We start from the raw sequence: 24,551 nt of genomic DNA on the forward strand, positions 1-24,551 counted from the left end.
TGAAGGTGACAGCATTGGCCCTTATCCCGAGGACTCCGCCCATGCCCCTTCGTGCGATCGCCTACGTCAGCGAGGCCTCCGCCGGCTTGTCCAACGCCGGTCTGGACAGCCTTGTGCAGGACGCCGCCCGATTCAACCAGCTGGCGGGCGTCACCGGGGTGCTGCTGTTTGATGGCCAACGGTTCCTGCAGTACTTCGAAGGGCCTGAAGACGGCGTAGCGGCGGTGTATGAGCGGGTGCTGCAGGCGCACAGCCATCAGGCGGTGGTCGAGCTCAACCGGGGGCGCGTGGAACAACGCTGGTTTCCTTACTGGGGCATGCGCTGGTTGAGCGTGGATCCGGCGCTGATCCAGCAGCTTTCCGAGGGCGACTGGGCTGGCTTTACGCAGCGGGTCAACGGTGATCCCGCAGCGGCCACCGGCCTGGACCGCTTGTTGAAAGTGGTGGCCCGATATCTGGATACGCCGCCGGAGACGAGTGCGGCGCATTGAGGTTGATCCCTCCGGCGGATGCTGCGCCTGAGGGAGGATTATGTGAACGGTTCAGCGAGCTTATCGCGAGAGTGATCGTGCCGATTGACTTGGCGCGAAGACCGTGCAAATTTTAGGTTAACCGCAAGTGAATCCTTTGTTGTCTTTGCTGGTATTGCGCGACAAGCTGAAAACAGGGTGGTTGCTCGTCTCCGAAGCAGGGCAAGTCCAAGGGAGGTCGTATGCATTACGGCGTACATGACTTGGCTGATGGCGTGCGCACCGAGCTGGAAGCCAGTTACTGCAAGCATGGCTGCGGCCCGGAATTCTGGACTACCTATCAACAGGTACTGGAACGGTTGGTGCCCAAAGGCCGCAGCCGTACCCAGGTCACCAACGAGCTGGCGTTGATCATCGAGCAGCTCGGCATTGTCCGGCGCGCGCAGATGGTGCCGCCAAGGACCACGCGCGCGCGCTGACACCGGTTGGGGGACCGGTGCCCTCCGGCGATGGCAGCGTGACGCGGGGTGGGTGATCTACAACCGATACAGGCCGATACCCGGCAGCATCAGCAGGCTGGCCTGACGGCACCCCGTGCGGAGTTCGCGTGCGCGCACGATCTGCGCGCACATTGATCCTTATCAAGGCGCTGCACCGCCGCCTGGCCGATGCTGGGCGCCGTCGACCCTGGAGCACCGCCATGCTGGACCCGTCTGCCCCTGCGCTGCCGACGCCGTCACTGGACCTGTGCAGCGAGCAGGAGGTGACCCGGCTCGTGCACGATTTCTACGCGCGCGTGCGCCTGGAGCCGCGTCTTGCGCCGGTGTTCGCCGCGCGGGTGGAGGACTGGGACGCGCACCTGGCGCAACTGGTCGATTTCTGGTCGGCGATGCTGCGCGGCACGCGTCGCTTCAGTGGTGCGCCGATGCCAAAGCACATGGCCATGGACGAACTGGACCGCGATCTGTTCGATCGCTGGTTGGCGCTGTTCCGGCAGACCACCGCCGAGGGTGCCAATCGGCCGATGCAACGATTGGCCGATGACGTGGCCACGCGCATCGCCGATACCTTCTGGCGGCGTTTCCAGATGCTGCGCTGGCCGAGCCTGCCGATGGCCGGTGCTCCCGGCCGGGATTGATCCTGCTCAATGCGCGCGCCGACGGACTGGCGCACGCTGGTGGCATGGATACGATCCCGCCTGCCGCCGCCGGGCTTGCCTGGCATTTCGACCCGGACCTGCTGCGCCGCCACGACCGGCCCGGCCCGCGCTACACCTCCTATCCGGCCGCCCCGCATTTCCACGATGGCTTTGGCGCGCAGCAGCTGCGTGCGGCGATCCTTACCAGCAACCAGGGCGCGGCCAGGCCGCTGTCGCTGTACGTGCACGTGCCGTACTGCAGCAGCCCGTGTTTCTACTGCGGCTGCAACCGGGTCATCACCCGCGACCACAGCAAGGGTGCGGCCTATGTTGCACGCGTGCTCGGCGAAGCGGACCGGATCGCGCCGTTGTTCGACACCTCGCGCGAGGTCATCCAGCTGCACCTGGGCGGCGGCACTCCGAACTTCCTTGCGGCCGCGCAGATGCACGAGCTGGTTGAAGGCCTGCGTCATCGCTTCGCCTTCAGTACGGCGGCCCACCGCGACTTCTCCATCGAACTGGACCCGCGATTTGTCAGCCGCAGCGATATCGCCACGCTGGCCGCGCTCGGCTTCAACCGCGCCAGTCTCGGCATCCAGGATTTCGACCCGGTGGTGCAGCGGGCGATCAACCGCGAACAGGACGTTGAACAGACCCTGGATATCCTGCGCGCGTGCCGCGAGTACGGGCTGCGCTCGGTCAATGTCGACCTGATCTATGGCCTGCCGCACCAGACCCCGGCCGGCTTTGCGCAGACCCTGGAAACGGTGCTGCGCGAGCGCCCGGATCGGCTGGCGATCTATGGCTATGCGCACCTGCCGCATCTGTTCAAGGCACAACGACAGATTCCCGAGGCGGCGTTGCCCAGTCCCGAACAGAAGCTGGCGCTGCTCGGGCTGGCGGTGCGCCGATTGTCGCTGGCCGGTTACCAGTACGTGGGCATGGACCACTTCGCGCTGCCCGACGAAGACCTTTCCCGCGCGCAGCGCGCCGGCCAGCTGCACCGCAACTTCATGGGCTACACCACCCATGCCGACACCGACCTGGTTGGGCTGGGTGCCAGCGCCATCAGCCATATCGGCGACACCTACAGCCAGAACCCGCGCGATCTGCCCGGCTGGGAGGCGGCGGTGGATGCCGGGTGCCTGCCGGTGTGGCGTGGCCTGCAGCTGGATGCCGATGACGTGTTGCGTGCCGAGCTGATCGGCCAGCTGATGTGCCAGGGCGAGGTGGACGGGCGTGCGCTGGCGGCACGGCATGGGGTGGTGTTCGACACCTGTTTCGCTGATGCGCTGCAGGCGCTGCAGCCGCTGGTGCGCGATGGCCTGGCCGAGTATGCAGACGGCGTGGTCCGCGCTACCGAGCGCGGTCGTCCGTTGCTGCGGCTGCTGGCGATGTGTTTCGACCGGTACCTGGCCCGGGCCGATCAACCGGTACGGTATTCACGCGCGATCTGAGGGCGCGGCACTGCGCATTCCCAAACCGGGCGCGATCAGGCACCCTATGTGCGCCGTGGCCCGGATGGCGAAACTGGTAGACGCATCGGACTTAAAATCCGCCGGAGGCAACTCCATGCCGGTTCGATTCCGGCTCCGGGCACCATCGGCCATTTCTCAAGGGATCCGTGCGCCGCTATGGGCAGGTGCTGGTGAAGGCGATTTTGGGTTGACTGTGGGGGATGACCCAGGGTCGACTCTCCCTTGGCGCAACCTTTGCGACCGCCGGTCGTTGTTCTCGCTGAGGTTCAGGTGGGGGACGCATCTGTGGTGCTTCGCCAGACCATTGCGACGAGCCAAAATGAGAACAATTGAACGATGTCGTCCGCCGTGGTCTCACACTCCACGCGTGCTTTGCGAGTGAGGGGATGCTCAGGTTCAATGGTGCCAACCACAGCATCCCCGAGGAGTATGTCGTAGCCTCGTGTTATCAAGGTCTGTTGCTTTAGGACAAAGGCATTACCTCCCCAGGTCAGATCGAACGAGTGACCCATCACACCGCGTTTTCTCGCGACGGCGACAATGTTATCGCCCTGTTCAAGGGTCCAGCATGCATTTACCCATCCCTTCTTTCGGACACCGAGCTTGACGTCATTGAATACGATGATGCCCTGATCGGATAATGGCTCGAACATGATCTGCGCGTCGCCAAGCGCAAGACCAGAAACCTCATAGTTCCACGAAAACACCGAGTGCGGTGTGCATCTCAGCATCGGATCTGACCTCGGCACTGCGGAGTTGCAGTATCCCCCGTGCGACCCCGGCTAGTGACTGAACAACGAAAGTAATTTCGCGGTTGCCTGGGGGATTACCCTCGGTCGTCGCCCCCTGACATAGCCACCTGGACTGGGCTCTGGCTACTTCAGCGAGCCGGGCGGCTGGCTGCTCGACGAGGCGATCGGAGCTTCCTGCCGCAGACTTGGCAGGATTTCCCCAGGATCGCTCAGAAGCCCTGTGTCACAAGGGGGGGCTGATTCCGGCTCCGGGCACCATCACGTCGGCGTGCCTCCACCAAGGCAGGCCTGCGCCAGCGAGGCGTCTTTGGTTAGCATGAGCGCTCCCTTCCTGCGCGTGCGGCCACCGCCATGCTTACGCTCCATATCGGCAACAAGAACTACTCGTCCTGGTCGATGCGCCCATGGGTGCTGATGACCCAGGCGGGCATCGGGTTCGACGAAGTGCTGCTGCGTTTCGACAGTTTCGATGCCGGTTCGCAGTTCAAGCGCGAGGCGTTGGCATTGTCTCCCTCCGCTACCGTGCCGGTGCTTGTCGATGGCGAGCAGGTGATATGGGATTCGCTGGCGATCGCCGAGTACCTGGCCGAGCGCTTCCCCGCGTTGCAGCTGTGGCCAGCCGCCGCCGACCAGCGTGCGCAGGCCCGTTGCGTGACCGCGGCGATGCACAGCGGCTTCAGCGCACTGCGCCAACACTTCCCGATGAACGTCGAGGCGCACCTGCCCGAGGTCGGCGCGCGCGTACTGCGCGAGCAGCCGGCGGTCGTGGAGGATGTGCAGCGGCTGCAGGCACTCTGGGAGACCGTGTTGGCCCGGCATGACGGCCCGTTGCTGTTTGATCGTTTCAGCATCGCCGACGCGTTCTTCGCGCCGGTGGTGATGCGGCTGAAGACCTATGCGGTGCCGGTGTCCCTGCGCGTGCAACGCTACATGGACGCGGTACAGGCATTGCCAGGCGTGCAGCACTGGGTGGCCGGCGCGCTGGCCGAACACGACTTCCGACCCTTCGAAGAGCCTTACCGCACGGCGCCGGACCGGGCCTGACAGAGGGGTGCCGGCCGGCACTACCGGCGCGCAATGGGCCCCGATACGCTGCCGGCGGCGCGAGGTGCGCGCGACAGGGAGCAAGCGCGGCATGAAGGCAGCAGCCAGGTGGTGGGTGGGATGTTTGGGATGGTCGCTGTCGATGCCCGCGCTGGCCTTCGACCCTGCTGCGCTGGCCGCGCGCGTCAGCGGTCCCAGGACCGAGGTGGCGACGCTCGGCACGGTGCACCTGTCGCAGATGCCGGCCGGTTTCCGCGCCGCCTCGCTGCAGCCCTTGCTGGACCGCCTGGCCGCGTTCGGCCCCCAGGTAATCACCGTGGAGGGCCTGTCCGGGCTGCAGTGCGATCACCTGGCCCGGCACCCCACCGTGTATCCGGAGGCCGCGTCCAGCTTCTGCAGCAGCCCAGGCGTGGCACGCCAGTCGACCGGCCTGGATGCGGTCAGTGCAGCCGCCAGGATGGACACGATCCTCGCCGCATGGCCCGCGGCGCCGACCCCGGCGCAGCGCCGGCAGCTGGCGGGCGTGTTTGCCGCCGCCGGCGAGGCGTCCTCGGCCGTGGTGCAGTGGTTGCAGCTGCCTGCCAGCGAACGTCGAAGCGGTGATGGGGTGGACGCGGCGCTGGTGAAAACGCTGGACCGGTTGGCCGCCCACCCCAACGAGAATTTCCAGATCGGTGCGGCACTGGCGGCCCGGCTCGGGCTGCAGCGCGTGTATGCGGTGGACGACCACAGCGCCGACAGCATCAAGCGCAATGCCAGCGCCGAGTACGAGGCGACCATCCAGGCCATCTGGACGGCGGCATCGCCGAGCTTCGGGCCACGCCAGACCGCGCTGGAGCAGGGCAGCGACATGCTGGCGCTGTACCGCTTCATCAATGCTCCGGACGTGCTGCAGGAAGCGGTGCAGATGGACTTTGGTGCCGCGCTCGCCGAGCCTTCGCCGCAGCGTTTCGGCCGCCAGTACGTCGCATGGTGGGAAACCCGCAACCTGCGCATGGTGGCCAACGTGCGCAGCGCCTTCGCCCAGGTGCCCGGGGCGCGTGTCCTGGCGATCGTGGGCGCCTCCCACAAGCCGTACTTCGACACCTACCTGGGCGCCATGCACGATGTGGACATTGTCGACGTACAGACGCTGCTGACGCCCTGACCTGCGGCGGGCACTCGGCTTTCCGTGCCCGCCACCACCACGCGCAGCGCGCGGCTCAGGCCGGCGCCACGCCCAGCACCTGCAGCGCGTGTGCGTACTTTGCGACCAGCCGCTGCGCGACCTCGCTGGGCAGGTGCACCAGGCGGCCGGGATCGCTGTTGTCGGCGATGTCGGCCAGCTTGACCTTCAGCGCCAACGGATTGGCACGGATGGCCGCGTAGTACGCATCGGCAGGGAGGTCCTTGCGCCGGGTCAGGCAGGACACCGCCACACGGATGGGCAGGGGGAAGTCATCCACTTGGTCGGCGAATGCCGGACAGTCTTCGACGACATCGTGCAGCCAGGCCACGGCTTCGGCGTCGGCATCGCCCTGCACGCGGGCGGCCACGCGGGCGACATGGCCGATGTAGGGCAGGCCGGCCTTGTCGAACTGACTGGCATGGGCACGGCGGGCGAGGGCTTCAGCGCGGTGAAGGGTATCGATGGGGCATCTCCTTGGGATCGATGCAGGCAGTATGCGCGCCGGCCATCAACACCTCGTCCACACCGAACGCAACCTTTACGCGGCCGCCTGCGCGACCTCGTAGGCTGCGCACGACCCCATCACAGGCAAGGCACCATGGCGAACGCAGCACGGGCAGGGAAGGCAGTCGCCTTGGCGATGGCACTGGCATGGGGGGCGGTCGCGCAGGCGCAGCAGGCGCCCGGGGCGGCATCGACACGGCCGGCGGTCGTGGACATGGCGCCGGTGCTGGTGTCCGGCGTGCAGCCCGGCCCGGGCCTGTGGAAAATCACCGGGCCCGATGGCCACGTGTTGTGGATACTGGGCACGGTATCGCCGTTGCCGGCCAAGCTGGACTGGCGCGCCGACGAGGTGCAGGCGGTGATCGCCCAGGCCGACCAGGTGTTGGGGCAACCCGGCTGGACGCTGGATGCCGATGTCGGCTTCTTCAAGGGCTTGACCTTGTTGCCGTCGGCAATGAAGGCCGCCCACGACCCGCAGGGGCGCCGCCTCGAGCAGATCCTGCCGGCCCCGCTGTATGCGCGTTGGTTGCCGCTGAAGCAGCGCTATCTGGGGCGTGATCGCGGGGTGGAGAAGGACCGCCCGCTGGTCGCCGCCATCCGTCTGTATGCCGAGGCGTTGAAGTCGGTCGGGCTGGGCCGTGGCACGCCGGTGTCGACGGTACTGGACAAGGCTTACAAGGCGCGCGGGTTGAAGCCGGTGGTGACCCGGGTGGCGGTGAAGATCGATGACCCGCGACAGGCACTGAAGGAAGTGCGTGGTGGCACGCTGCAGGATACGCAGTGCTTCGAGCGCACCCTGGACGTGGTTGAACGCCAGTTGCCGCTGCTGGTCGAGCGCGCCAATGCATGGGCTGTGGGCGATACCGAGGCATTGCAGCGGCTGGCCGTGCAGAGCCAGTACGACGCCTGCCTTGGGGCGGTGTCCGACAGCGCGTTCGGCCAGCGTCGCGGCCTGGCGGGAGTGGAGCAGCAGGCGGCGGAAAAATGGCTGCGCGCCGCACGCACGGCACTGGCAGGCAATGCGACCACCTTTGCGGTGGTGCCAGTGCAGATGCTGCTGCAGCCAGGCGGTTATCTGGCCCGGCTGGAGCAGGCCGGCTACGCGGTCGAGGCACCTTGATGCCTTTGCAGATCGCCGTCGATTCGTGCGTGCTGTCGCGCACAGTTCTTACCTATCTAGACGTGAAGGTTCATGGCATAGTCAGGTAAGTTCACAGGGGAGTTTCATCCGCATGTCGTTGCGTGCGATTGCATATACCAGCGTCGCCGTTGAAGGGATCCAGGCATCGGATATCGATCGGATCCTGCTGGCGGCGTCCAGTTTCAACAAGGTGGCCGGGGTCACGGGCGTGTTGATGTTCGATGGCACCCGGTTCCTGCAGTACTTTGAGGGCCCGGAGGACGGCGTGGACTCGGTGTACCAGCGCGTGCTCAATGCGCGCAGCCATGCGCACCTGCGCGAGCTGGCGCGGGGGCCGGTAGCAACCCGGCACTTCCCGCGCTGGACGATGACCTCTGCGGCGATCGAGCCGGAGGTACTGACCAGCATGGTGCAACACCACTGGGAAGGGTTCAGCGCGGCGGCACCGGTCAACGGTCAGCCGCGGATTGGCTTCGCACGCCTGTTGGAACTGTGGACCGGGGTGTCCGGCGAACTGGAACCGGCGGCGGTGATGTTGGGCTCGTAACGCAATGGTTCTCTGCACGTAACACGATTCTCACGGGGGTTGCCCTAGCATTGACCTACCAGCTGTGACCGGTCGTGCGGAGATTCCGCCAGGCCGTCTGAAAGGGTAGTAACCGCAGCTGGACCACTTATTGGCCGTCGTCCGTACTCTCCGCGGGCGGCGGCTTTGTTCTTTGTGGCGCGGGCACTCCCGCGTTAGGCTTGCGCCATGTATTTTCCTGGCGCCCCTCAGATGAGTCCCTCCTGCCTGCCGCGTTGTCCCGTCCGTGCCCACGCCCTGCGGAGGCGCAGTTGATGGCCGCTGGCATCGGCGCCGCCACGCAGGCGCGGCTGGCGGTGATCGGGCTGGGCTATGTGGGCCTGCCACTGACTGTGGCGTTCGGCAGCCGGCAGCCCACGCTGGGCTACGACATCGACCATGCGCGGGTGGAGGAGCTGCAGCGCGGCCACGACCACACCCTGGAGATGGAGCCGCACGAACTGGCCGCCGCGCGGCACGCCCGCTACAGCGTCGATCCGGCCGACCTGGCCGGGTGCAACGTGTACATCGTGACCGTGCCGACCCCGATCGATGCATTCGAGCAGCCCGACCTGGGGCCGCTGCGCAGCGCATCGACGTTGATTGCCGGGGTCCTCAAGCCAGGCGACCTGGTCATCTACGAATCCACCGTGTACCCGGGCACCACCGAAGAGGTGTGCGTGCCGCTGCTCGAGGAAATCTCCGGGTTGCGCTTCAACCAGGATTTCTACTGCGGCTACAGCCCGGAACGGATCAACCCCGGCGACCGCCAGCGCCGCCTGCCGGACATCCGCAAGATCACCTCCGGCTCCACGCCCGAGGTGGCCGCGCTGGTCGATGCGTTGTACGCGGGCATCATCACCGCCGGCACCTGGCCGGCACCATCGATACGTGTCGCCGAGGCGGCCAAGGTGATCGAAAACATCCAGCGCGACGTCAACATCGCGCTGGTCAACGAACTGGCGCTGATCTTCGACCGGCTCGGCATCGATACCCAGGACGTCCTCGACGCGGCGGGCAGCAAGTGGAACTTCCTGCCGTTCCGCCCCGGCCTGGTGGGTGGCCACTGCATCGGTGTCGATCCGTACTACCTGCTGCACAAGTCCGAAAGTGTCGGCTACCACCCCGACCTGATCCACACCGCGCGCCAGGTCAACAACCGGGTCGGCGCGCACGTGGCCGAACGGGTGCTGGCGCTGCTGGCGGCGCGGGACAAACGGCCGGCGTCCACGCATATCCTGGTGCTCGGGGTGACCTTCAAGGAGAACTGCCCGGACCTGCGCAACAGCCGCGCGCTGGAGCTGGCGCAGGCGCTGCAGGCCAGCGGTGCACGGGTGGACGTGCAGGACCCCTGGGTGGGGCCGGCGGCCCTGGCCGACAGCGGCGTGCACTGGGTGGAACGCGCCGATCCCGGTGCGTTCGATGCGGTGGTGCTGGCCGTGGCCCACGATGAGTTCCGGGCGTTCGACAGCGCCAGCATCCGCGCGCTGCTGAAGCCGGACGGGGTGGTGTACGACGTCAAATCAGTGTGGCCGCGGGACGTGGTCGACGACCGGTTGTAGACTTCACTGCGTTATTGATCAAGGAAAGCCATGCATCGCTATCTGGTCTACGTGCTCGCCATCCTGCTGTTCCCGGTCTGCCTGTGGCTGGCCACGCTCTGGCCGGCCTGGTACTGGGGGGTCGGCACCACCGCAGCGCTGGCGCTGCTGGGCACCTGGGACCTGGTGCAGAAGCGCAGCACGCTGCGGCGCAACTACCCGGTCATGGCGCATTTCCGTTACGGGCTGGAGTCGATCGGCCCGGAGATCCGCCAGTACTTCGTGCAGAGCGACCTGGAAGACGTGCCGTTCTCGCGCCAGCAGCGCGCGCTGATCTACCAGCGCTCCAAGAATGAAATGGACGTAGTGCCCTTCGGCACGCTGCGCAGCACCTACGCGGTCGACTATGAGTGGATCAACCACTCGCTGGCGCCCACCGAGATCGCCCACAGCGACTTCCGCGTGCTGATCGGCCCCAACTGCGCCAAGCCCTATTCGGCCAGCGTATTCAACATCTCGGCGATGAGCTTTGGCTCGTTGTCGGCCAATGCGATCCGCGCACTCAATGAAGGTGCGCGGCGCGGCAGCTTTTACCATGACACCGGCGAAGGCTCGATTTCACCCTACCACCGCGAGATGGGCGGCGACCTGGTGTGGGAGATCGGGTCGGGCTATTTCGGCTGCCGCGCCGATGAGGGCGGCTTCAGCGAAGAGAAATTCGTGGCCAACGCCACCCACGACCAGGTCAAGATGATCGAGATCAAGCTGTCGCAGGGGGCAAAGCCCGGCCACGGCGGCGTGCTGCCGGCGGCCAAGGTCAGCGCCGAAATCTCGATCACCCGTGGCGTGCCGATGGGCGTGGACTGCGTGTCACCGTCGAAGCACTCTGCGTTCAGCACGCCGGTTGAGCTGCTGCAGTTCGTCGCACGCCTGCGCGAGCTGTCCGGCGGCAAGCCGGTCGGCTTCAAGCTGGCGATCGGGCATCCGTGGGAGTGGTTCGGCATCGCCAAGGCGATGCAGGAAACCGGTTTGCTGCCGGACTTCATCGTCGTCGACGGCGCCGAAGGTGGCACCGGTGCGGCACCGGCCGAGTTCATCGACCATGTCGGCGTACCGATGCACGAGGCGCTGCTGCTGGTCCACAACACGCTGGTAGGGCTGGACCTGCGCGAGCGGATCCGGATCGGCGCAGCCGGCAAGGTCACAAGTGCGTTCGAAATCGCCCGCACCATCGCGCTTGGCGCGGACTGGTGCAACGCCGGCCGTGGTTTCATGTTCGCGCTGGGCTGCATCCAGTCGTTGAGCTGCCACAGCGACAAGTGCCCCACCGGCATCGCCACCCAGGATCCGGCGCGCTGGCGCCATCTGGACGCGACCGACAAGGCCACCCGCGTGCACAGCTACCACGACAACACGGTGCGCGCCCTGCGCGACCTGTTGTGCGCGGCCGGCCTGAACCATCCGGCCGAGCTGGGCCCCGAACACATCCTGCGCCGCGTTTCGCCGGTGGAGATCCGTTCGCTGGCCTCGCTGTACCGCTACCTCAGCCCCGGTGAACTGCTGCGGCAGGTACCCGACCATGCGGTATTCCATGATTACTGGAGCGACGCGCGCAGTGATTCGTTCCAGCCGCCGGCGCGCATCCAGGCGCTGCGCGCGAGCAAATCACGTTAAGAGGGCTGGGCATGCGGTTACGCCGTGGACGCGAGGAGGAAGCCGATAGCCTGTGGGAGTTGCGCACGCGTTGCGTGCGCGAGCTGTGCAGCGCGGCCTATCCGCCGGAAGTGATCGAACCGTGGTCGGCATCGCCGCCGCCCGCGCACTATCGCGCGTTGCTGGCGCAGGGAGGCTGCATCGTGGCCGAAACGCAGGACGGGCGCCTGCTGGGCTATGCGGTGATCGACCAGGCCGGCAACGAGATCGATGCATTGTTCGTTGATCCGGACTGCGGCGGGCGTGGCATCGGCCAGCAGCTGATGCTGGCGATGGAGGCCCTGGCCGATCCGGTTCGGCCGTTGCGGTTGTCGGCGTCGCTCAACGCGGTGCCGTTCTACCGGCGATGTGGATTTGAAGCGCTGCGCGAGGAAATCTACCCGCACCCCAGCGGGGTCGCGCTGGCATCGGTGCGCATGCAGCGCCCCGCACCCGGGTCCTAACCGGCGCTGTCCAGCCATGCCACCGCGCCATGTCCGGCACGCAGGCCGCTGGCGTAGCACGCGGTCAGCAGGTAGCCACCGGTCGGGGCTTCCCAGTCCAGCATCTCACCGGCGCAGAACGTGCCCGGCAGGTCGCGCAGCATCAACTGGGCGTCCAGCGCTTCCAGGCGCACGCCACCGGCGGTGCTGATCACCTCGGCGATCGGCCGCGGACGCAATGGCGCCAGTGGCAGGCGTTTGAGCGCAGCGGCGATGCGTTCCGGCGGCAGTTGCCCCGCTTCCTTGCCGAGCACTTCAAACAGCAGCGCCGATTTCACCCCGCCCAGCCCCAGTTGGCGGCGCAGGTGCTCGCCGAAACTGCGGCCCTGGCGGGAGCGCTGCAGCTTGTCCAGCAGCTGTGCCTCGGTCTGCCCTGGCAGCAGGTCCAGCTGCAGCTCCACCTGGCCATCGCGGGCGAGGGAGTCGCGCAGGTCGGCGGCCATCGCGTAGATCAAGCTGCCCTCGATGCCGTCGGCGCTGATCACGAACTCGCCCTGCAGCGAACGCGGCTGGCCGTCCAGCGCGGTCCAGTACGCCACCACCGGCTTCAACGGCGCACCGGCCTGGCGGTCGCGGAAATACGGGCTCCAGTCCAGGTCGAAGCCACCATTGGCCGGCTGCAGCGGGGCGATATCCACCCCGCGCGCGGTCAGCGGCGCCACCCAGGCGGCATCCGAACCCAGTTCGGGCCAGCTGCCGCCGCCCATCGCCAGCACCACCGCGTCGGCCGTGACGGCCACCGCGCCGTCCGGTGTTTCAAAGCGCAGTGCCCCGTCGCCCTGCCACCCGGTCCAGCGGTGCTGGACATGCAGGCGCACGCCCTGTTCCTTCAGTCGTCGTACCCAGCCACGCAGCAGCGGGGCGGCCTTGCGATCCACCGGGAACACCCGGCCGGAACTGCCCACGAAGGTCTCCACGCCAAGCTCGCGCGCCCAGTCGCGCAGCGCCGGGCCATCGAAGTCGGCCAGCCACGCGCCCACCTCGGCCGCACGTTCCCGATAGCGCGAGACGAACAGGTCATGCGGGTCGGAATGGGTCAGGTTCAGGCCGCCTTTGCCGGCGACCAGGAACTTGCGCCCCGGTGACCCCTTGGCCTCATAGATGTCGACCTGGTGGCCGGCGGCGCGCACGGTCTCGGCCGCCATCAGGCCGGCCGGGCCGCCACCGATGATCGCAACGCGATGCGTGCGCTTGTGCTGGTCGGTCATGCAGGGATCAGCGTGGCTTGACGTCGAGCAGCTCGACATCGAACACCAGCGAGGAACCGGGCCGGATCGGGCCGGCACCGCGATCGCCGTAGCCGTACTCGGCCGGGATCATCAACGTGCGCTTGCCGCCGACCTTCATGCCGGCAAAGCCTTCGTCCCAGCCCTTGATGACCTGGCCCTGGCCGAGGTCGAAGTGGAAGGGTTCGCCGCGATCCACCGAACTGTCGAATTTGTCGCCGTGCTTGTCGGCGCTGCGTTCGTCATAGATCCAGCCGGTGTAGTGCACGGTCACCTTGCTGCCCGGGGTTGCCTCGGCACCGGTGCCGGGCTGGGTGTCGATCTTCTCGAACTGCGCGATGCTGCCGCCCGGGGGCGGGCCGGGCGGGGTGCAGCCGGCGAGCGCCAGCAACATCAAGGGAGCAAGCAGGTAGGCGGGCAGGCGGCGCATGGCGGCTCCGGATCGGAAAAACGGGACGCAAGGGTAGCGCATCGCCGGGCGCTATCATGGGCGCATGTCGAAACTGCTGCTCAACCTGCGCAACGTCGCAGACGATGAAATCCAGGACGTGACCGCCCTGCTGGACCAGGCGGGCATTGCCCATTACCGCACCGAGCCCAGCCCGTGGGGGATCTCCTGGGGCGGGATCTGGATACGCGACAACGAGGACCTGCCGCGGGCCAAGGCGTTGATGGCACCCTATCAAGAGGCCCGCGGGGCGCGCGTGCGGGCCGAGCGCGAGGCGGCATTGCGCGATGGCACGGCCGAAACGTTCGGCAGCCTGCTGCAGCGCCGGCCGCTGTTCGTGGTCGCGGTGCTGCTGGGCATGGTCGCCGCGGCGGCGCTGGTGTTCCTGCCGTTCGTGTTGCTGCGCGGCTGAACCGGGGCGCCGGGCAGCCCCCCGCCGGTGCGCTAAAATGCGCCGATGATCGCCAATACCGCTGCCTACCACTTCACCTCCATCGCCGACCCGGATGCGCTGCGCGCGACCCTGCTGGAGCGCGCCAGCGCGGCCGGCCTGCGCGGCACCATCCTGGTGGCGGGCGAGGGCATCAACCTGTTCCTGGCCGGCAGCGAGGCGGGCATCGCCGACTTCTACGCCGCGCTGCACGCCGATCCGCGCTTTGCCGGCATGCGGGTCAAGACCAGCCACAGCCAGATGCAGCCGTTTGCGCGGCTCAAGGCCAAGGTCAAGCCGGAGATCATCAATTTCCGCCTGGATGACGGCCAACCGCTGGCCTACCCGCGCGCGCCCTCGGTCGACCCGGCCACCGTGCAGCGCTGGCTGCGGCAGGGCCATGACGACGCCGGCAAGCCGGTGGTGATGCTGGACACCCGCAACACCCAGGAAATCGAGTATGGCACCTTCCAGGGTGCGCTGGTGCTGCCGATCAGCAAGTTCACCGACCTGCCCGACGCGCTGGCTCCGCACCGGCAGGCGCTGCGGGACAGCACCGTGGTCAGTTTCTGCACCGGCGGAATCCGCTGTGAGAAGGCTGCGCTGTGGATGCGCAACGACGGCATGGACAACGTGCTGCAGCTCGACGGCGGCATCCTCGGCTACTTTGAAGCGGTGGGGGGCGAAGGCTACGAGGGCCGCTGTTTCGTGTTCGACGAGCGCGTGGCGCTGGATGCCGAGCTGAAACCCCTGGTGGACCAGGCCGCCGAGTGAGGTGAGGGGCCGCGACCGGGCCGTACAGGAATCACCATTCCGCCGGTGACCCTCGTACTGCCTTGGTCCAGCCCCCATTGCCAACGCATACCTTTTAGGGAACGCGTTCATGCACCTGTCGATTCTTGATCTGGCCCCGGTCTGCGAAGGCAGCGATACCACGCAGGCGTTCGGCAATATGCTGGACCTGGCCCAGCATGCCGAAGGCTGGGGATACCACCGGTACTGGCTGGCCGAGCACCACAACATGCCCGGCATCGCCAGCGCCGCCACGGCCGTGCTGATCGGCCACGTGGCCGGCGGGACCCAGCGCATCCGCGTCGGCGCCGGCGGGATCATGCTTCCAAACCACTCGCCGCTGCAGGTGGCCGAGCAGTTCGGCACCCTGGCCTCGTTGTATCCGGACCGCATCGATCTTGGCCTGGGCCGCGCGCCCGGTACCGACCAGCCCACCGCGCGTGCACTGCGCCGTTACTTCGACAGCGCCGATCAGTTCCCGCAGGACGTGCGCGAGCTGCTGCACTACTTTGAACCGGCCCAGCCCGGCCAAGCGGTCCGCGCCGTGCCCGGTGCGGGCATCCCGGTGCCGGTCTGGCTGCTGGGCTCCAGCCTGTTCAGCGCGCGCCTGGCCGCCGCGATGGGGCTGCCGTTCGCGTTCGCCTCGCACTTCGCCCCCGATGCGATGGACGAAGCGCTGGCGGTGTACCGCCGCGAGTTCCGCCCTTCCCAGTATCGGCAGGCGCCCTACGCGGTGCTCGGGTTGAACGTGGTCGCCGCCGAATCCGACGCCGAAGCCCGGCGCCTGTTCACCACCCAGCAGCAGGCGTTCGTCAACCTGCGCCGCGGCAGGCCCGGCCTGGTCCCGCCGCCGATCGAGGACATCGAGGCATTCTGGGAACCGCATGAAAAGCAGGGCGTACAGAATGCGCTGGCCTGCGCGGTGGTTGGCGACGTAGGCCAGGTGGGCGAGGGTATGGCCGCCTTCGCCGCCCGCCACAAGCCCGACGAACTCCTGCTCACCGCCAACATCTTCGACCACGGCGCACGCAAGCGTTCGTTCGGGCTGGCGATGCAGGCCTGGTGCGCGAAGGTGGCGTGACCTCCCGATCACACCGTCGTAGCCATGGATCGGCTGTGATGGTGGACCCCGATCAAGGAGTCACCCGATGGCAGAGCACGACCGCCAACAGCACATCCGGCAACTGGCCGACATGATCGGCGATGTGGACATCGCCATGTTCACCACCGTCGGAGTCGACGGGCGTCTGTACAGCCGCCCGCTGGGCACGCAGGACGTCGAGTTCGACGGCGACCTGTGGTTCGCCACCGAGGCGGACAGCCCCAAGGTCGCCGAGATCGCGTTGCATCCGCGCGTCAACGTGTCCTATTCCTCGCCCTCGGGAAACACCTATGTGTCCGTCGCGGGCACCGCCCGCATCGTCAATGACCGCGCGAAGATCGACGCGCTCTGGTCGCCGGCCATGAAGCTGTTCTTTCCCGGCGGCAAGGACGATCCCAACCTGCGCCTGATCCACGTCAGCGCCGAATCGGCCGAGTACTGGGACGGCCCAGGTGGCTTGCTGGGCAAGGCGCTGTACTTTGTGTTGTCGGCGGTCACCGACGATCCGGGCACGTTGTCGGACACCGGCACCGTGGACCTTAAACCAGGGGCGTGATCGCTACGCAGTCGAAGCGGTCAGCAATCCATGGCGATCAGCGTCACCACCAACGGTGGTGACCTACCGAAGGTTATCGGTGCGCGCGTGTCTTCGCCTACCGCAAGCCGAGCCCCTTGGTGGCCGGCAGGCTCTTGGGCAAAATCAAGGAGGAGGCCGTCGCCGCAGGCGTCGGCCGGGGGACATTTGCGCCAAGGGCCTGCCGGCCACCAAGGGGCTCACACGATCGAGGAGCACCCGAACGAAGCCACCACCGCACCGGGCCGTTCAAAACCAGCGCTGGAACAGCTCCACCGTGTAGCTGACCAGCTGCCCCGAGCTGAAGCCGAAGAACAGCACGGCGGCGACCGCGCCGATCCAGTTGAGCAGCATCAGCACCCCATCGCGTTCCAGCAGTGCCAGCGCGAACAACAGCAGCTGGAAGCCGAACAGATAGTTGGTGAACGGGATCGGCAGCGACAGCAGGACCCCGACCAGGATCAGCAGCAGCCCGGTGAACGCATGTGCCGGCCGCGGGGCCAGCAGGGCCGGCAGGCGCGGCTTCAACAAGCGGTCCAGGCGCCGCAACGGCCCGTCGATGCGGGCCAGGAACTTGTGCATCGTCCCGCGCCTGGGGCCCCGGCTGGCGATGAAGCGTGGCAACCACGGCCGCCGCAGCCCGAACAGCATCTGCGCACCGATCAGCAGGATCAACGGCCCGCTGACCGCACCGCCCACGCCCGGGATCGGGATGAACGCCGGCAGGATCGCCACGAACAGGAACACGCCGAACGCACTCTGCTGCAGGTCGCGCAGGATGTCCCCGAGCAGCAGCCGATGCGCCGGATCGCCGTGGTCGAACATCGCCAGCAGCGTGCGGATACCTTCGTTGCGGTACTCCGGCCGCCCCGGGGTGGGGGCGGATGGATCAGCCGGTGAGCTCATCGGCCTCTTCCTCGGACAGCGTGCGCAGCAGCAGTTTGTCTACCCGGGCTCCGTCCAGGTCCACGATCTCGATACGCCAGCCGGACCAGTCGAAGTACTCGCCCGCATGCGGGATGCGCCCGAAGAAATGGATGCACATGCCGGCCAGCGTGTAGTAATCGCCATCCTCGGCATCGGGCAGGTCCACGTTGCCCATCAGCTCGCGCAGGTCCTCGATCGACAACGAACCATCGACCAGGAACGAACCGTCCTCGCGCCTCACCACCAGCGCATCCTCGTCGACGTTCTCCACCGACTGCAGCCGCCCGACCACCGCGCCCATCAGGTCGCTGATGGTGACCACGCCCTGGATTTCGCCGTACTCGTCCACCACCAGCGCCATCGACTGCTGTTCCTCGCGGAAGATCTCCAGCAGCTTCATCGCATGGGTGGAGTCGGACACGTACAGCGGCTCGCGCAGCTGCTGGAACAGCGAATGGTCGTCGCGGACCAGCCGCGTCACCAGGCTCTTGACCTCCAGCACGCCGACGATGTCCTGGTCGTTGTCGCGGTACACCGGGTAACGCGAGAACTCGTTCTCGCGCATCGTGGTGAGGTTCTTCTCCGGGTCGGCCAGCGTGTCCAGCCAGGCAATCCGGTTGCGCGGCGTCATCAGGCTGTCGGCGGTACGGTCGCCCAGGCGCATCACCCGGTTCATCATGTCGCGCTCGTGCGCATCGATCACGCCGGCCTCGTGGCTCTCGGCCACCAGCATGCGGATCTCTTCTTCGGTCACCGACGCCGACTCGTCCTTGCCCAGGCCCAGCAGGCGCAGCACCAGCCGGGTGGTATGGGACAGCAGCCACACGAACGGGAAGGCGATCCGGGCCAGCCAGCTCATCGGCAGCGCCACCAGCCCGGCGATGTCCTCCGAGCGGGTCAGTGCCAGCCGCTTGGGCACCAGCTCACCGAAAATCAGCGTCAGGAAGGTGATCAGCACCACCGCCAGCGCCTTGCCGACCCCGTCGGCGTAGGCGAAGGCCGGGAACAGGCCATGCAGCCAGGTGGCGATGGACAGGCCGATCGCCTCGCCACCGAAGACACCGGTCAGGATGCCGATCAGGGTGATGCCGATCTGCACCGTGGACAGGAAGCTCTCGGGCTTCTCGGACAGCTCCAGCGCGCGTTCGGCGCGCTTGCTGGTGCCGGCCATCTGCTTGAGGCGGCTCTTGCGCGAGGTCATGACCGACATTTCGGACATGGCAAAGAAGCCGTTGAGCAGGATCAAGGCCAGGACAATAATCAGTTCAAACACGGGCGTCGTCCCCGGTTGGTGGCAGGGAGGGCGTGTTCAAGCGGTGGCGGCTACCGTAGGGCGCGTGAGCGCGGCGGTGCGGCGGGGGGGTAGGGTCGTCGTCCATAGAGTGCGCCCGAAGGCGCCTGCGTATCTTAACAAAAGGCCAGGGCAGGGAAGCAAGAAGAGTCGTTCAGACAGGGCCTTTCCGGCGTGAAGATCGGGGGAGTACCCGCAACGGACATCAAACCGTCATAATTCCGCCCTGTGCCGTCCTTCCTCGACGGCGGATAGGTTTCTCAATGTTCTCTCTGCAGACCATTTTCGGCTCCGGCAAACAGTTCTACACCTTGCTGGACGAGGCTGCCCAGGCCGCCCAGGACAGCGCCAAGGCGCTGCACGCCATGCTGCGCGATTCGGACCGCCAGCCGGCCCTGGACGCCTTCAAGCTGGCCCGCCTGCGCGAACGCGCCGCCTCGGACAAGATCAGCCAGGCGCTGGTGGACAGCTTCATGACCCCGATCGAGCGCGAGGACATCGAGGCGCTCGGCTCGGCGCTGTACAAGATTCCCAAGCAGGTGGAAAAGTTCGCCGACCGCTACTCGCTGGCCACCGCCCACCTGGAGCACATCGATTTCGCGCCGCGCGCGGCGATGCTCGAGCAGGCCGCCAGCGTGGTGGTGGAGATGGTCAACGACCTGCGCCACATGAACCTGGACCGGATGACCGCGCTGAACGAGAAGCTGCGCTCGCTGGAGAACGAAGCCGACCGGCTGATGCTCGAGCTGTACCGCGACATCTATTCCGGCCGCCTGGACAACCTGCAGATGTTCCTGCTCAAGGAGTTCTTCGAGATCCTGGAAAAAGCCATCGACCGTTGCCGCGAAGCGGGCGTGGTGGCGTACCAGATCGTGCTCAAGAACAGCTGACGGACGCCACAGCATGCTGACCCTTGTCCTGGTGGTGATCCTGGCCGCGCTCATTTTCGAGTTCATCAACGGCTTCCACGACACCGCCAACTCCATCGCCACCGTGGTGGCGACCAAAGTCCTCTCGCCCGGCTGGGCGGTGATGCTCGCCGCGGTCATGAACCTGATCGGCGCGCTCACCGGTACCGCCGTGGCGCTCACCATCGCCTCGGGCCTGCTCAACACCAACGTGGTGGATGTGACCCCGCAGGTAATCCTGTGTGCGCTGCTGGGCGGCATCATCTGGAACCTGATCACCTGGTGGAAGGGCCTGCCGTCCTCGTCCTCGCACGCGCTGATCGGAGGCCTGTGCGGTGCCGGCCTGGCGGCCGCCCACAACAACTGGGATGCGCTGATCTGGTCCGAGCGCATCGGCACCTGGGCCCAGAACAAGGGCCTGTTGTGGAAGGTGTTCCTGCCGATGATCACCTCGCCGGTGGCCGGCTTCCTGCTGGGCATCGTGGTGATGCTGCTGCTGTGGGCGATCATCGCCGGCATGGCCAAGGCCGGTGGCTGGCTGGGCCGCATGGCCCGCCCGCGCATCGTCAATGCGTTCTTCGGCAAGGCGCAGATCGTGTCGGCCGCTTACATGGGCTTTGCCCACGGCCACAACGATGCGCAGAAGACCATGGGCATCATCGCCATGACCCTGATCGGTGCCGAGGCCACCGGTGCGCTGAACGACCTGCCGTCATGGCTGGCCTTCATGCACCCGGACGCGAGCACCGGTGACGGCATCGCGATGTGGATCGTGCTGACCTGCGCGGTGGTGATGGCGGCCGGTACCGCCTCGGGCGGCTGGAAGATCATCAAGACCCTGGGCCACAAGATGGTCAAGCTGCATCCCATCCATGGCTTCGCCGCGGAGACCAGCTCGGCCACCATCCTGACCGTGGCCGCACACTTCGGCATGCCGGTCTCCACCACGCACAGCATCTCCACCGCGATCATGGGCGTGGGCTACGCCAAGAACCCGCGGTCGCTGCGCCTTGGCGTGATCGAGCGCATCGTCTGGGCATGGATCCTGACCATCCCGGCCGCCGGTGGCTGCGCCTACCTGATGTTGCGTCTGTTCGAGATGTTCGGCTGGGCGTAAGCACGCCGCTGCAACGAACGGCCCGCCGCAAGGCGGGCTTTTTCGTGGGGGGGCCTGGTGGGCGTCAGCCGGGCCTGGTCGGCGCGACCCGGCCGGTCACCGTGCGACCGGCACCGCGCGGTCACGCGCCAGCAATCCATACAACGCCGAATCGGACAGTTCGCCCGCCACGCACCAGCGCTCGCGCAGCAGTCCTTCGCGCTGGAAGCCGATCCGCTCCAGCACCTTGGCCGAGGGCACGTTGCGTGGGTCGATCTCCGCTTCCAGGCGGCGCAGCCCACGTTCGTCGAACAGGTAGCTGACAAAGCGTTCCAACGCCTCGCCCATGTAACCCTTGCCCTGCGCCTGGGGGGAAAGGTGGTAGCCGATTTCCGCGCGCCCGGAGGCCACGTCGATGGCGAACACCACGCAGATGCCCTGCAGGGGGCCGTCAGCGCGTTCGCGGATGGCCAGTTTCAGCTGCACGCCGGTGTTCTGGGCACCGAGGTCGTCCAGGATCTGTGCATACGCCTGCTTCATGGTGGTCCAGGCCGCATGGTTCCAATAGCGCATCACCGCCGGATCGGACTGGATCGCGAACAACGCGGCCGCGTCGCCCGCACGGATCGGGCTCAGCACCAGGCGGTCGCTGTGCAGCTGCAGGGTATCGGCGAATTGCATGGCATCTCCTCAAAACGGTCAGGCAGGCTGGCAGCTCACAGGCGGGCAAGGCGCATATGCAGCAGCGGGTGTGGCTGGCCTTGCCCATCCAGCGGCGAACGCCCGGTGACGATGAAGCCCTGGTGCTGGTAGAAGCCGACGGCCTGCGGATTCTGCTCGTTGACGTCCAGTGCGTTGGCGCCGAGGTCCTCGACGGCATGTCGCAGCAGCCGCGCGCCGATCCCGGCCCCGCGTGCCTGCGGTGCGATGAACAACATCTCGATCTTTTCCCCGGCCACGCCGAGGAAGCCCTGCAGGGTGCCGCGGGCATCGTCGTAAACGCACAGCTGCACCGCCAGCAGGTAGTCGCCAATCAACGGGCGCAGCGCGCTGATTGCCGACGCAGGCAGGAAGTCGTGGGTGGCGCGCACCGAGGCCTCCCACACTTCGGTGATGCGGGCGTGATCATCGGGCCGGGCAGGGCGGATGCCTTCCATGTCAGCTCCAGCAGGGAAAAGTGGCGCTCGATTATCACCCGGGCAGGCTACGAAAAAACCCGCCAAAAGGCGTAATGCTGTTCGCTTAAGCAAAGGCTCCGCCTAATGGAAGGAAATGCGGAAGGCGGCTTCTGTCATCGGCTTCCAGGCTGGGCAGGGGTGGGTGGGTTCACGGGACACGCTGCAAGTACGTCCATGTAAGCTCCGTCGCGCCATCCATGGCGCTCAGGGTCCCGTGAACCCACCCACCCCTGCCCTCGACAATTGGCTGCTGGCCTGGGCCAGAACCAAGTGCAACAACACGGGGCCCTTTCGGCGCGTTAGCGGCGACAGGATGGCAGTCTGCGCTTTGGTGGACCGGCAACCGTGAGCCTTCAGGTGCACGGGAAGCCCTGCTTTCCTGTGCGCCCCAGGAAAGTGTCGAAGGGCAGGTGCGGGTGGGTTTGCGGGACCCTCCACCGCATGGATGCGGTGGCGGAGCTTACAAGGATGTACTTGCAGCGTGTCCCGCAAACCCACCCGCACCTGCCAAACCAGTACAGGTACGCACTCGCCGCCCTTGCTTTGCGGGCGTTGGCTTGAGCAATCCCCGCAGTCGGGAGAAAAACCAAAAAACGCCGCAATCCCTGATGGGATCGCGGCGTTTTTCTTAAGTGGCTATCGTGCCGGTGCAGCGCAGGGTCAGGCTTCCAGTGAGGCAAGGTCGCCCTTGTTCTCCAGCCACTGCTTGCGATCGCCAGCCCGCTTCTTGGCCAGCAGCATGTCCATCAGCGAATGGGTCTGCTCACCATCGTCGATGGTCAGCTGCACCAGGCGCCGCGTGTCGGGATGAATGGTCGACTCGCGCAGCTGGGGCGGATTCATCTCGCCCAGGCCCTTGAAGCGGGTGACACTGATCGCACCCTTGATCTTCTCACGCTCGATCTTGTCCAGCAGGCTGCGCTTTTCTTCTTCGTCCAGCGCGTAGAACACCTGCTTGCCCACGTCGATGCGGAACAGCGGCGGCATCGCCACGAACACGTGGCCGGCATCCACCAGCGCCGGGAAATGCTTCAGGAACAGCGCGGTCAGCAGGGTGGCGATGTGCAGGCCGTCCGAATCGGCGTCGGCCAGGATCACCACCTTGCCGTAGCGCAGGCCGGAAATGTCGTCCTTGCCCGGGTCGCAACCGATGGCGATGGCCAGGTTGTGCACTTCCTCCGAGGCCAGCACGCTGCCCGAGGACACCTCCCAGGTGTTCAGGATCTTGCCGCGCAGCGGCAGGATCGCCTGGAAGTCCTTGTCGCGGGCCTGCTTGGCACTGCCGCCGGCCGAGTCGCCTTCGACCAGGAACAGCTCGGTGCGCGACAGGTCCTGGCTGATGCAGTCGGCCAGCTTGCCGGGCAGGGCAGGGCCTTGGGTGACTTTCTTGCGGACTACCAGCTTTTCGGTCTTCAGGCGCGCGCTGGCACGCTCGATGGCCAGCTGGGCGATGCTCTCGCCGAGCGCCACGTTCTGGTTGAGCAGCAGGCTGAAGGCATCATGGGCGGCGCCTTCGACGAAGCCGGCAGCCTGGCGCGAGGACAGTCGCTCCTTGGTCTGGCCACTGAACTGCGGGTCGCTCATCTTCAGCGACAGCACGAACGAGACCCGGTCCCAGACATCTTCCGGGGCCAGCTTGACCCCGCGCGGCAGCAGGTTGCGGAAGTCGCAGAACTCGCGCAGCGCCTCGGTCAGGCCGGTGCGCAGGCCGTTGGCGTGGGTGCCGTGCTGGGCGGTCGGGATCAGGTTGACGTAGCTTTCCTGGACCAGCTCGCCTTCGGGCAGCCAGGCCACCGCCCAGTCCACGATTTCGTTGTCTTTCTTCAGCGTGCCCACGAACAGGTCTGCCGGCAGCATCTCGCGCTCGCCCAGTTCGGCGCGCAGGTAATCGCTCAGGCCATCCTCGAAGTACCAGCTGTCCTGTTCGTCGGTGGCTTCATCGCGCAGCTTGACCGTCAGGCCCGGGCACAGCACGGCCTTGGCGCGCAGCAGGTGGCGCAGCGCGCGCAGGTTGTACTTGGGCGTATCGAAATACTTCGGGTCGGCCCAGAAGCGCACGCGGGTACCGGTGTTCTTCTTGCCGACGCTGCCCACCACTTCCAGCGGCGTGGCGCGATCGCCATTGCGGAAGGTGATGCGGTGTTCGCTGCCGTCGCGGCGAATGTGCACTTCGACCAGGGTCGACAGCGCATTGACCACGCTGACGCCCACGCCGTGCAGGCCGCCGGAGAAGGTGTAGTTCTTGTTGTTGAACTTGCCGCCGGCGTGCAGGCGGGTCAGGATCAGTTCGACACCGGGGATCTTCTCCTCCGGGTGGATGTCCACCGGCATGCCGCGGCCGTCATCGGTGACCTCGCAGCTGCCATCCTTGTACAGGGTGACCTCCACGGTACGGGCGTGGCCGGCCAGGGCTTCGTCGACGGCATTGTCGATGACTTCCTGGGCCAGGTGGTTCGGGCGCGAGGTGTCGGTGTACATGCCTGGGCGGCGCTTGACCGGGTCCAGGCCGGACAGGACTTCAATATCGGCGGCGTTATAGCGGGCGTTCATCTGTCTTCATAAAGCGCAAAGCGACGGCGAAGT

The 24,551-nt window shown here is 66.7% G+C and carries 26 protein-coding genes and 1 tRNA gene; 18 read left to right on the forward strand and 9 right to left on the reverse strand.

Annotated features, from left to right (window positions below; all coding sequences use genetic code 11):
• Nucleotides 1–41: 41 nt before the first annotated feature.
• The 5 genes from AC3IR9_RS07285 (at nucleotide 42) to AC3IR9_RS07305 (ending at nucleotide 3,210) form a co-directional block, all read left to right on the forward strand.
• Nucleotides 42–491 (forward strand): BLUF domain-containing protein, encoded by a 450-nt coding sequence (locus AC3IR9_RS07285; protein WP_489295029.1) that lies wholly within the window; start codon nucleotides 42–44, stop codon nucleotides 489–491.
• 221 nt (nucleotides 492–712) lie between these two features.
• Nucleotides 713–949 carry a hypothetical protein gene (locus AC3IR9_RS07290; RefSeq protein WP_489295031.1) on the forward strand — a complete coding sequence of 79 codons (237 nt, stop codon included), beginning with the start codon at nucleotides 713–715 and terminating at the stop codon, nucleotides 947–949.
• A gap of 221 nt (nucleotides 950–1,170) precedes the next feature.
• Nucleotides 1,171–1,608: a group III truncated hemoglobin gene (locus AC3IR9_RS07295; RefSeq protein ID WP_489295032.1), complete on the forward strand. Its 438-nt coding sequence runs from the start codon at nucleotides 1,171–1,173 to the stop codon at nucleotides 1,606–1,608.
• Between the two features lie 44 nt (nucleotides 1,609–1,652).
• Nucleotides 1,653–3,065 (forward strand): oxygen-independent coproporphyrinogen III oxidase, encoded by a 1,413-nt coding sequence (gene hemN, locus AC3IR9_RS07300; protein WP_489295033.1) that lies wholly within the window; start codon nucleotides 1,653–1,655, stop codon nucleotides 3,063–3,065.
• A gap of 58 nt (nucleotides 3,066–3,123) precedes the next feature.
• Nucleotides 3,124–3,210, forward strand: a tRNA-Leu gene (locus AC3IR9_RS07305).
• A gap of 142 nt (nucleotides 3,211–3,352) precedes the next feature.
• Here the strand turns inward: AC3IR9_RS07305 and AC3IR9_RS07310 are convergent.
• Entirely contained in the window at nucleotides 3,353–3,793 is a 441-nt protein-coding gene (locus tag AC3IR9_RS07310) for a hypothetical protein (protein WP_489295035.1), read from the reverse strand.
• A 396-nt stretch (nucleotides 3,794–4,189) separates the two neighbouring features.
• Between AC3IR9_RS07310 and AC3IR9_RS07315 the strand changes: the two genes are divergently transcribed.
• Entirely contained in the window at nucleotides 4,190–4,882 is a 693-nt protein-coding gene (locus AC3IR9_RS07315; protein ID WP_489295036.1) for a glutathione S-transferase family protein, read from the forward strand.
• Between the two features lie 142 nt (nucleotides 4,883–5,024).
• A complete protein-coding gene (locus AC3IR9_RS07320) occupies nucleotides 5,025–6,029 on the forward strand; it encodes a DUF5694 domain-containing protein (protein ID WP_489295037.1) in 1,005 nt (334 codons plus the stop codon).
• Between the two features lie 55 nt (nucleotides 6,030–6,084).
• Here the strand turns inward: AC3IR9_RS07320 and AC3IR9_RS07325 are convergent, their stop codons facing one another.
• A complete protein-coding gene (locus AC3IR9_RS07325) occupies nucleotides 6,085–6,417 on the reverse strand; it encodes a phosphohydrolase (protein WP_489295039.1) in 333 nt (110 codons plus the stop codon).
• 231 nt (nucleotides 6,418–6,648) lie between these two features.
• Here AC3IR9_RS07325 and AC3IR9_RS07330 point away from each other — a divergent pair, with 231 nt between their 5' ends.
• The 5 genes from AC3IR9_RS07330 (at nucleotide 6,649) to AC3IR9_RS07350 (ending at nucleotide 11,957) form a co-directional block, all read left to right on the forward strand.
• Entirely contained in the window at nucleotides 6,649–7,674 is a 1,026-nt protein-coding gene (locus AC3IR9_RS07330; RefSeq protein ID WP_489295040.1) for a TraB/GumN family protein, read from the forward strand.
• A 112-nt stretch (nucleotides 7,675–7,786) separates the two neighbouring features.
• Nucleotides 7,787–8,242, forward strand: coding sequence for a BLUF domain-containing protein (locus AC3IR9_RS07335; protein ID WP_489295042.1), 456 nt, complete (start codon nucleotides 7,787–7,789; stop codon nucleotides 8,240–8,242).
• A gap of 293 nt (nucleotides 8,243–8,535) precedes the next feature.
• A complete protein-coding gene (locus AC3IR9_RS07340; RefSeq protein WP_489295044.1) occupies nucleotides 8,536–9,822 on the forward strand; it encodes a nucleotide sugar dehydrogenase in 1,287 nt (428 codons plus the stop codon).
• 30 nt (nucleotides 9,823–9,852) lie between these two features.
• On the forward strand, nucleotides 9,853–11,475 hold the full coding sequence (locus AC3IR9_RS07345) for an FMN-binding glutamate synthase family protein (RefSeq protein WP_489295046.1): 1,623 nt from the start codon (nucleotides 9,853–9,855) through the stop codon (nucleotides 11,473–11,475).
• An 11-nt stretch (nucleotides 11,476–11,486) separates the two neighbouring features.
• Nucleotides 11,487–11,957, forward strand: coding sequence for a GNAT family N-acetyltransferase (locus AC3IR9_RS07350; protein WP_489295048.1), 471 nt, complete (start codon nucleotides 11,487–11,489; stop codon nucleotides 11,955–11,957).
• Here the strand turns inward: AC3IR9_RS07350 and AC3IR9_RS07355 are convergent.
• Together AC3IR9_RS07355 and AC3IR9_RS07360 are read right to left on the reverse strand one after the other, a co-directional pair.
• Nucleotides 11,954–13,204, reverse strand: a complete 1,251-nt coding sequence (locus AC3IR9_RS07355; RefSeq protein WP_489295050.1) for a TIGR03862 family flavoprotein — start codon at nucleotides 13,202–13,204, stop codon at nucleotides 11,954–11,956. The genes AC3IR9_RS07350 and AC3IR9_RS07355 overlap by 4 nt on opposite strands.
• Before the next feature lie 7 nt (nucleotides 13,205–13,211).
• Complete coding sequence (locus AC3IR9_RS07360; RefSeq protein ID WP_489295052.1) at nucleotides 13,212–13,652, reverse strand: FKBP-type peptidyl-prolyl cis-trans isomerase; 441 nt, start codon at nucleotides 13,650–13,652, stop codon at nucleotides 13,212–13,214.
• A gap of 64 nt (nucleotides 13,653–13,716) precedes the next feature.
• On the opposite strand from AC3IR9_RS07360, the gene AC3IR9_RS07365 reads away from it, so the two are divergent.
• From AC3IR9_RS07365 to AC3IR9_RS07380, 4 genes are all read left to right on the forward strand, one after another.
• Nucleotides 13,717–14,082 (forward strand): DUF6164 family protein, encoded by a 366-nt coding sequence (locus AC3IR9_RS07365; RefSeq protein WP_489295053.1) that lies wholly within the window; start codon nucleotides 13,717–13,719, stop codon nucleotides 14,080–14,082.
• 45 nt (nucleotides 14,083–14,127) lie between these two features.
• The gene (locus AC3IR9_RS07370) at nucleotides 14,128–14,874 is read left to right on the forward strand and encodes a sulfurtransferase (RefSeq protein WP_489295054.1); all 747 of its coding nucleotides are present in this window, start codon (nucleotides 14,128–14,130) and stop codon (nucleotides 14,872–14,874) included.
• Between the two features lie 109 nt (nucleotides 14,875–14,983).
• Complete coding sequence (locus AC3IR9_RS07375; RefSeq protein ID WP_489295055.1) at nucleotides 14,984–15,973, forward strand: LLM class flavin-dependent oxidoreductase; 990 nt, start codon at nucleotides 14,984–14,986, stop codon at nucleotides 15,971–15,973.
• A gap of 67 nt (nucleotides 15,974–16,040) precedes the next feature.
• On the forward strand, nucleotides 16,041–16,550 hold the full coding sequence (locus AC3IR9_RS07380; RefSeq protein WP_489295057.1) for a pyridoxamine 5'-phosphate oxidase family protein: 510 nt from the start codon (nucleotides 16,041–16,043) through the stop codon (nucleotides 16,548–16,550).
• A gap of 267 nt (nucleotides 16,551–16,817) precedes the next feature.
• Here AC3IR9_RS07380 and AC3IR9_RS07385 read toward each other — a convergent pair whose 3' ends face one another.
• Together AC3IR9_RS07385 and AC3IR9_RS07390 are read right to left on the reverse strand one after the other, a co-directional pair.
• Nucleotides 16,818–17,474 carry an exopolysaccharide biosynthesis protein gene (locus tag AC3IR9_RS07385; RefSeq protein ID WP_489295059.1) on the reverse strand — a complete coding sequence of 219 codons (657 nt, stop codon included), beginning with the start codon at nucleotides 17,472–17,474 and terminating at the stop codon, nucleotides 16,818–16,820.
• On the reverse strand, nucleotides 17,458–18,768 hold the full coding sequence (locus tag AC3IR9_RS07390) for a hemolysin family protein (RefSeq protein WP_489295061.1): 1,311 nt from the start codon (nucleotides 18,766–18,768) through the stop codon (nucleotides 17,458–17,460). The genes AC3IR9_RS07385 and AC3IR9_RS07390 overlap by 17 nt, the downstream gene beginning before the upstream one ends.
• Nucleotides 18,769–19,049: 281 nt before the next feature.
• Here AC3IR9_RS07390 and AC3IR9_RS07395 point away from each other — a divergent pair, with 281 nt between their 5' ends.
• Together AC3IR9_RS07395 and AC3IR9_RS07400 are read left to right on the forward strand one after the other, a co-directional pair.
• Nucleotides 19,050–19,676 (forward strand): DUF47 domain-containing protein, encoded by a 627-nt coding sequence (locus AC3IR9_RS07395; protein ID WP_038689176.1) that lies wholly within the window; start codon nucleotides 19,050–19,052, stop codon nucleotides 19,674–19,676.
• Nucleotides 19,677–19,689: 13 nt separating this feature from the next.
• The gene (locus AC3IR9_RS07400; protein WP_489295063.1) at nucleotides 19,690–20,811 is read left to right on the forward strand and encodes an inorganic phosphate transporter; all 1,122 of its coding nucleotides are present in this window, start codon (nucleotides 19,690–19,692) and stop codon (nucleotides 20,809–20,811) included.
• A gap of 96 nt (nucleotides 20,812–20,907) precedes the next feature.
• On the opposite strand, the gene AC3IR9_RS07405 is transcribed toward AC3IR9_RS07400, so the two are convergent.
• From AC3IR9_RS07405 to parE, 3 genes are all read right to left on the reverse strand, one after another.
• Complete coding sequence (locus tag AC3IR9_RS07405) at nucleotides 20,908–21,471, reverse strand: GNAT family N-acetyltransferase (RefSeq protein ID WP_489295065.1); 564 nt, start codon at nucleotides 21,469–21,471, stop codon at nucleotides 20,908–20,910.
• Nucleotides 21,472–21,506: 35 nt separating this feature from the next.
• On the reverse strand, nucleotides 21,507–21,947 hold the full coding sequence (locus tag AC3IR9_RS07410) for an acetyltransferase (protein ID WP_489295066.1): 441 nt from the start codon (nucleotides 21,945–21,947) through the stop codon (nucleotides 21,507–21,509).
• 681 nt (nucleotides 21,948–22,628) lie between these two features.
• Entirely contained in the window at nucleotides 22,629–24,518 is a 1,890-nt protein-coding gene (parE, locus tag AC3IR9_RS07415) for a DNA topoisomerase IV subunit B (protein ID WP_489295067.1), read from the reverse strand.
• Between the last annotated feature and the right edge of the window lie 33 nt (nucleotides 24,519–24,551).

The sequence above is a fragment of the Stenotrophomonas sp. GL_101 genome (assembly GCF_057835675.1).

Excerpts from the sequence above, each read along its gene's own strand:
- AC3IR9_RS07285 (WP_489295029.1), top strand. The coding sequence starts at position 42 with ATGCCCCTTCGTGCGATCGCCTACGTCAGCGAGGCCTCCGCCGGCTTG.
- AC3IR9_RS07290 (WP_489295031.1), top strand. The coding sequence starts at position 713 with ATGCATTACGGCGTACATGACTTGGCTGATGGCGTGCGCACCGAGCTG.
- AC3IR9_RS07295 (WP_489295032.1), top strand. The coding sequence starts at position 1,171 with ATGCTGGACCCGTCTGCCCCTGCGCTGCCGACGCCGTCACTGGACCTG.
- hemN (WP_489295033.1), top strand. The coding sequence starts at position 1,653 with ATGGATACGATCCCGCCTGCCGCCGCCGGGCTTGCCTGGCATTTCGAC.
- AC3IR9_RS07315 (WP_489295036.1), top strand. The coding sequence starts at position 4,190 with ATGCTTACGCTCCATATCGGCAACAAGAACTACTCGTCCTGGTCGATG.
- AC3IR9_RS07320 (WP_489295037.1), top strand. The coding sequence starts at position 5,025 with ATGCCCGCGCTGGCCTTCGACCCTGCTGCGCTGGCCGCGCGCGTCAGC.
- AC3IR9_RS07330 (WP_489295040.1), top strand. The coding sequence starts at position 6,649 with ATGGCGAACGCAGCACGGGCAGGGAAGGCAGTCGCCTTGGCGATGGCA.
- AC3IR9_RS07335 (WP_489295042.1), top strand. The coding sequence starts at position 7,787 with ATGTCGTTGCGTGCGATTGCATATACCAGCGTCGCCGTTGAAGGGATC.
- AC3IR9_RS07340 (WP_489295044.1), top strand. The coding sequence starts at position 8,536 with ATGGCCGCTGGCATCGGCGCCGCCACGCAGGCGCGGCTGGCGGTGATC.
- AC3IR9_RS07345 (WP_489295046.1), top strand. The coding sequence starts at position 9,853 with ATGCATCGCTATCTGGTCTACGTGCTCGCCATCCTGCTGTTCCCGGTC.
- AC3IR9_RS07350 (WP_489295048.1), top strand. The coding sequence starts at position 11,487 with ATGCGGTTACGCCGTGGACGCGAGGAGGAAGCCGATAGCCTGTGGGAG.
- AC3IR9_RS07355 (WP_489295050.1), bottom strand. The coding sequence starts at position 13,204 with ATGACCGACCAGCACAAGCGCACGCATCGCGTTGCGATCATCGGTGGC.
- AC3IR9_RS07360 (WP_489295052.1), bottom strand. The coding sequence starts at position 13,652 with ATGCGCCGCCTGCCCGCCTACCTGCTTGCTCCCTTGATGTTGCTGGCG.
- AC3IR9_RS07365 (WP_489295053.1), top strand. The coding sequence starts at position 13,717 with ATGTCGAAACTGCTGCTCAACCTGCGCAACGTCGCAGACGATGAAATC.
- AC3IR9_RS07370 (WP_489295054.1), top strand. The coding sequence starts at position 14,128 with ATGATCGCCAATACCGCTGCCTACCACTTCACCTCCATCGCCGACCCG.
- AC3IR9_RS07375 (WP_489295055.1), top strand. The coding sequence starts at position 14,984 with ATGCACCTGTCGATTCTTGATCTGGCCCCGGTCTGCGAAGGCAGCGAT.
- AC3IR9_RS07380 (WP_489295057.1), top strand. The coding sequence starts at position 16,041 with ATGGCAGAGCACGACCGCCAACAGCACATCCGGCAACTGGCCGACATG.
- AC3IR9_RS07385 (WP_489295059.1), bottom strand. The coding sequence starts at position 17,474 with ATGAGCTCACCGGCTGATCCATCCGCCCCCACCCCGGGGCGGCCGGAG.
- AC3IR9_RS07395 (WP_038689176.1), top strand. The coding sequence starts at position 19,050 with ATGTTCTCTCTGCAGACCATTTTCGGCTCCGGCAAACAGTTCTACACC.
- AC3IR9_RS07400 (WP_489295063.1), top strand. The coding sequence starts at position 19,690 with ATGCTGACCCTTGTCCTGGTGGTGATCCTGGCCGCGCTCATTTTCGAG.
- AC3IR9_RS07405 (WP_489295065.1), bottom strand. The coding sequence starts at position 21,471 with ATGCAATTCGCCGATACCCTGCAGCTGCACAGCGACCGCCTGGTGCTG.
- AC3IR9_RS07410 (WP_489295066.1), bottom strand. The coding sequence starts at position 21,947 with ATGGAAGGCATCCGCCCTGCCCGGCCCGATGATCACGCCCGCATCACC.
- parE (WP_489295067.1), bottom strand. The coding sequence starts at position 24,518 with ATGAACGCCCGCTATAACGCCGCCGATATTGAAGTCCTGTCCGGCCTG.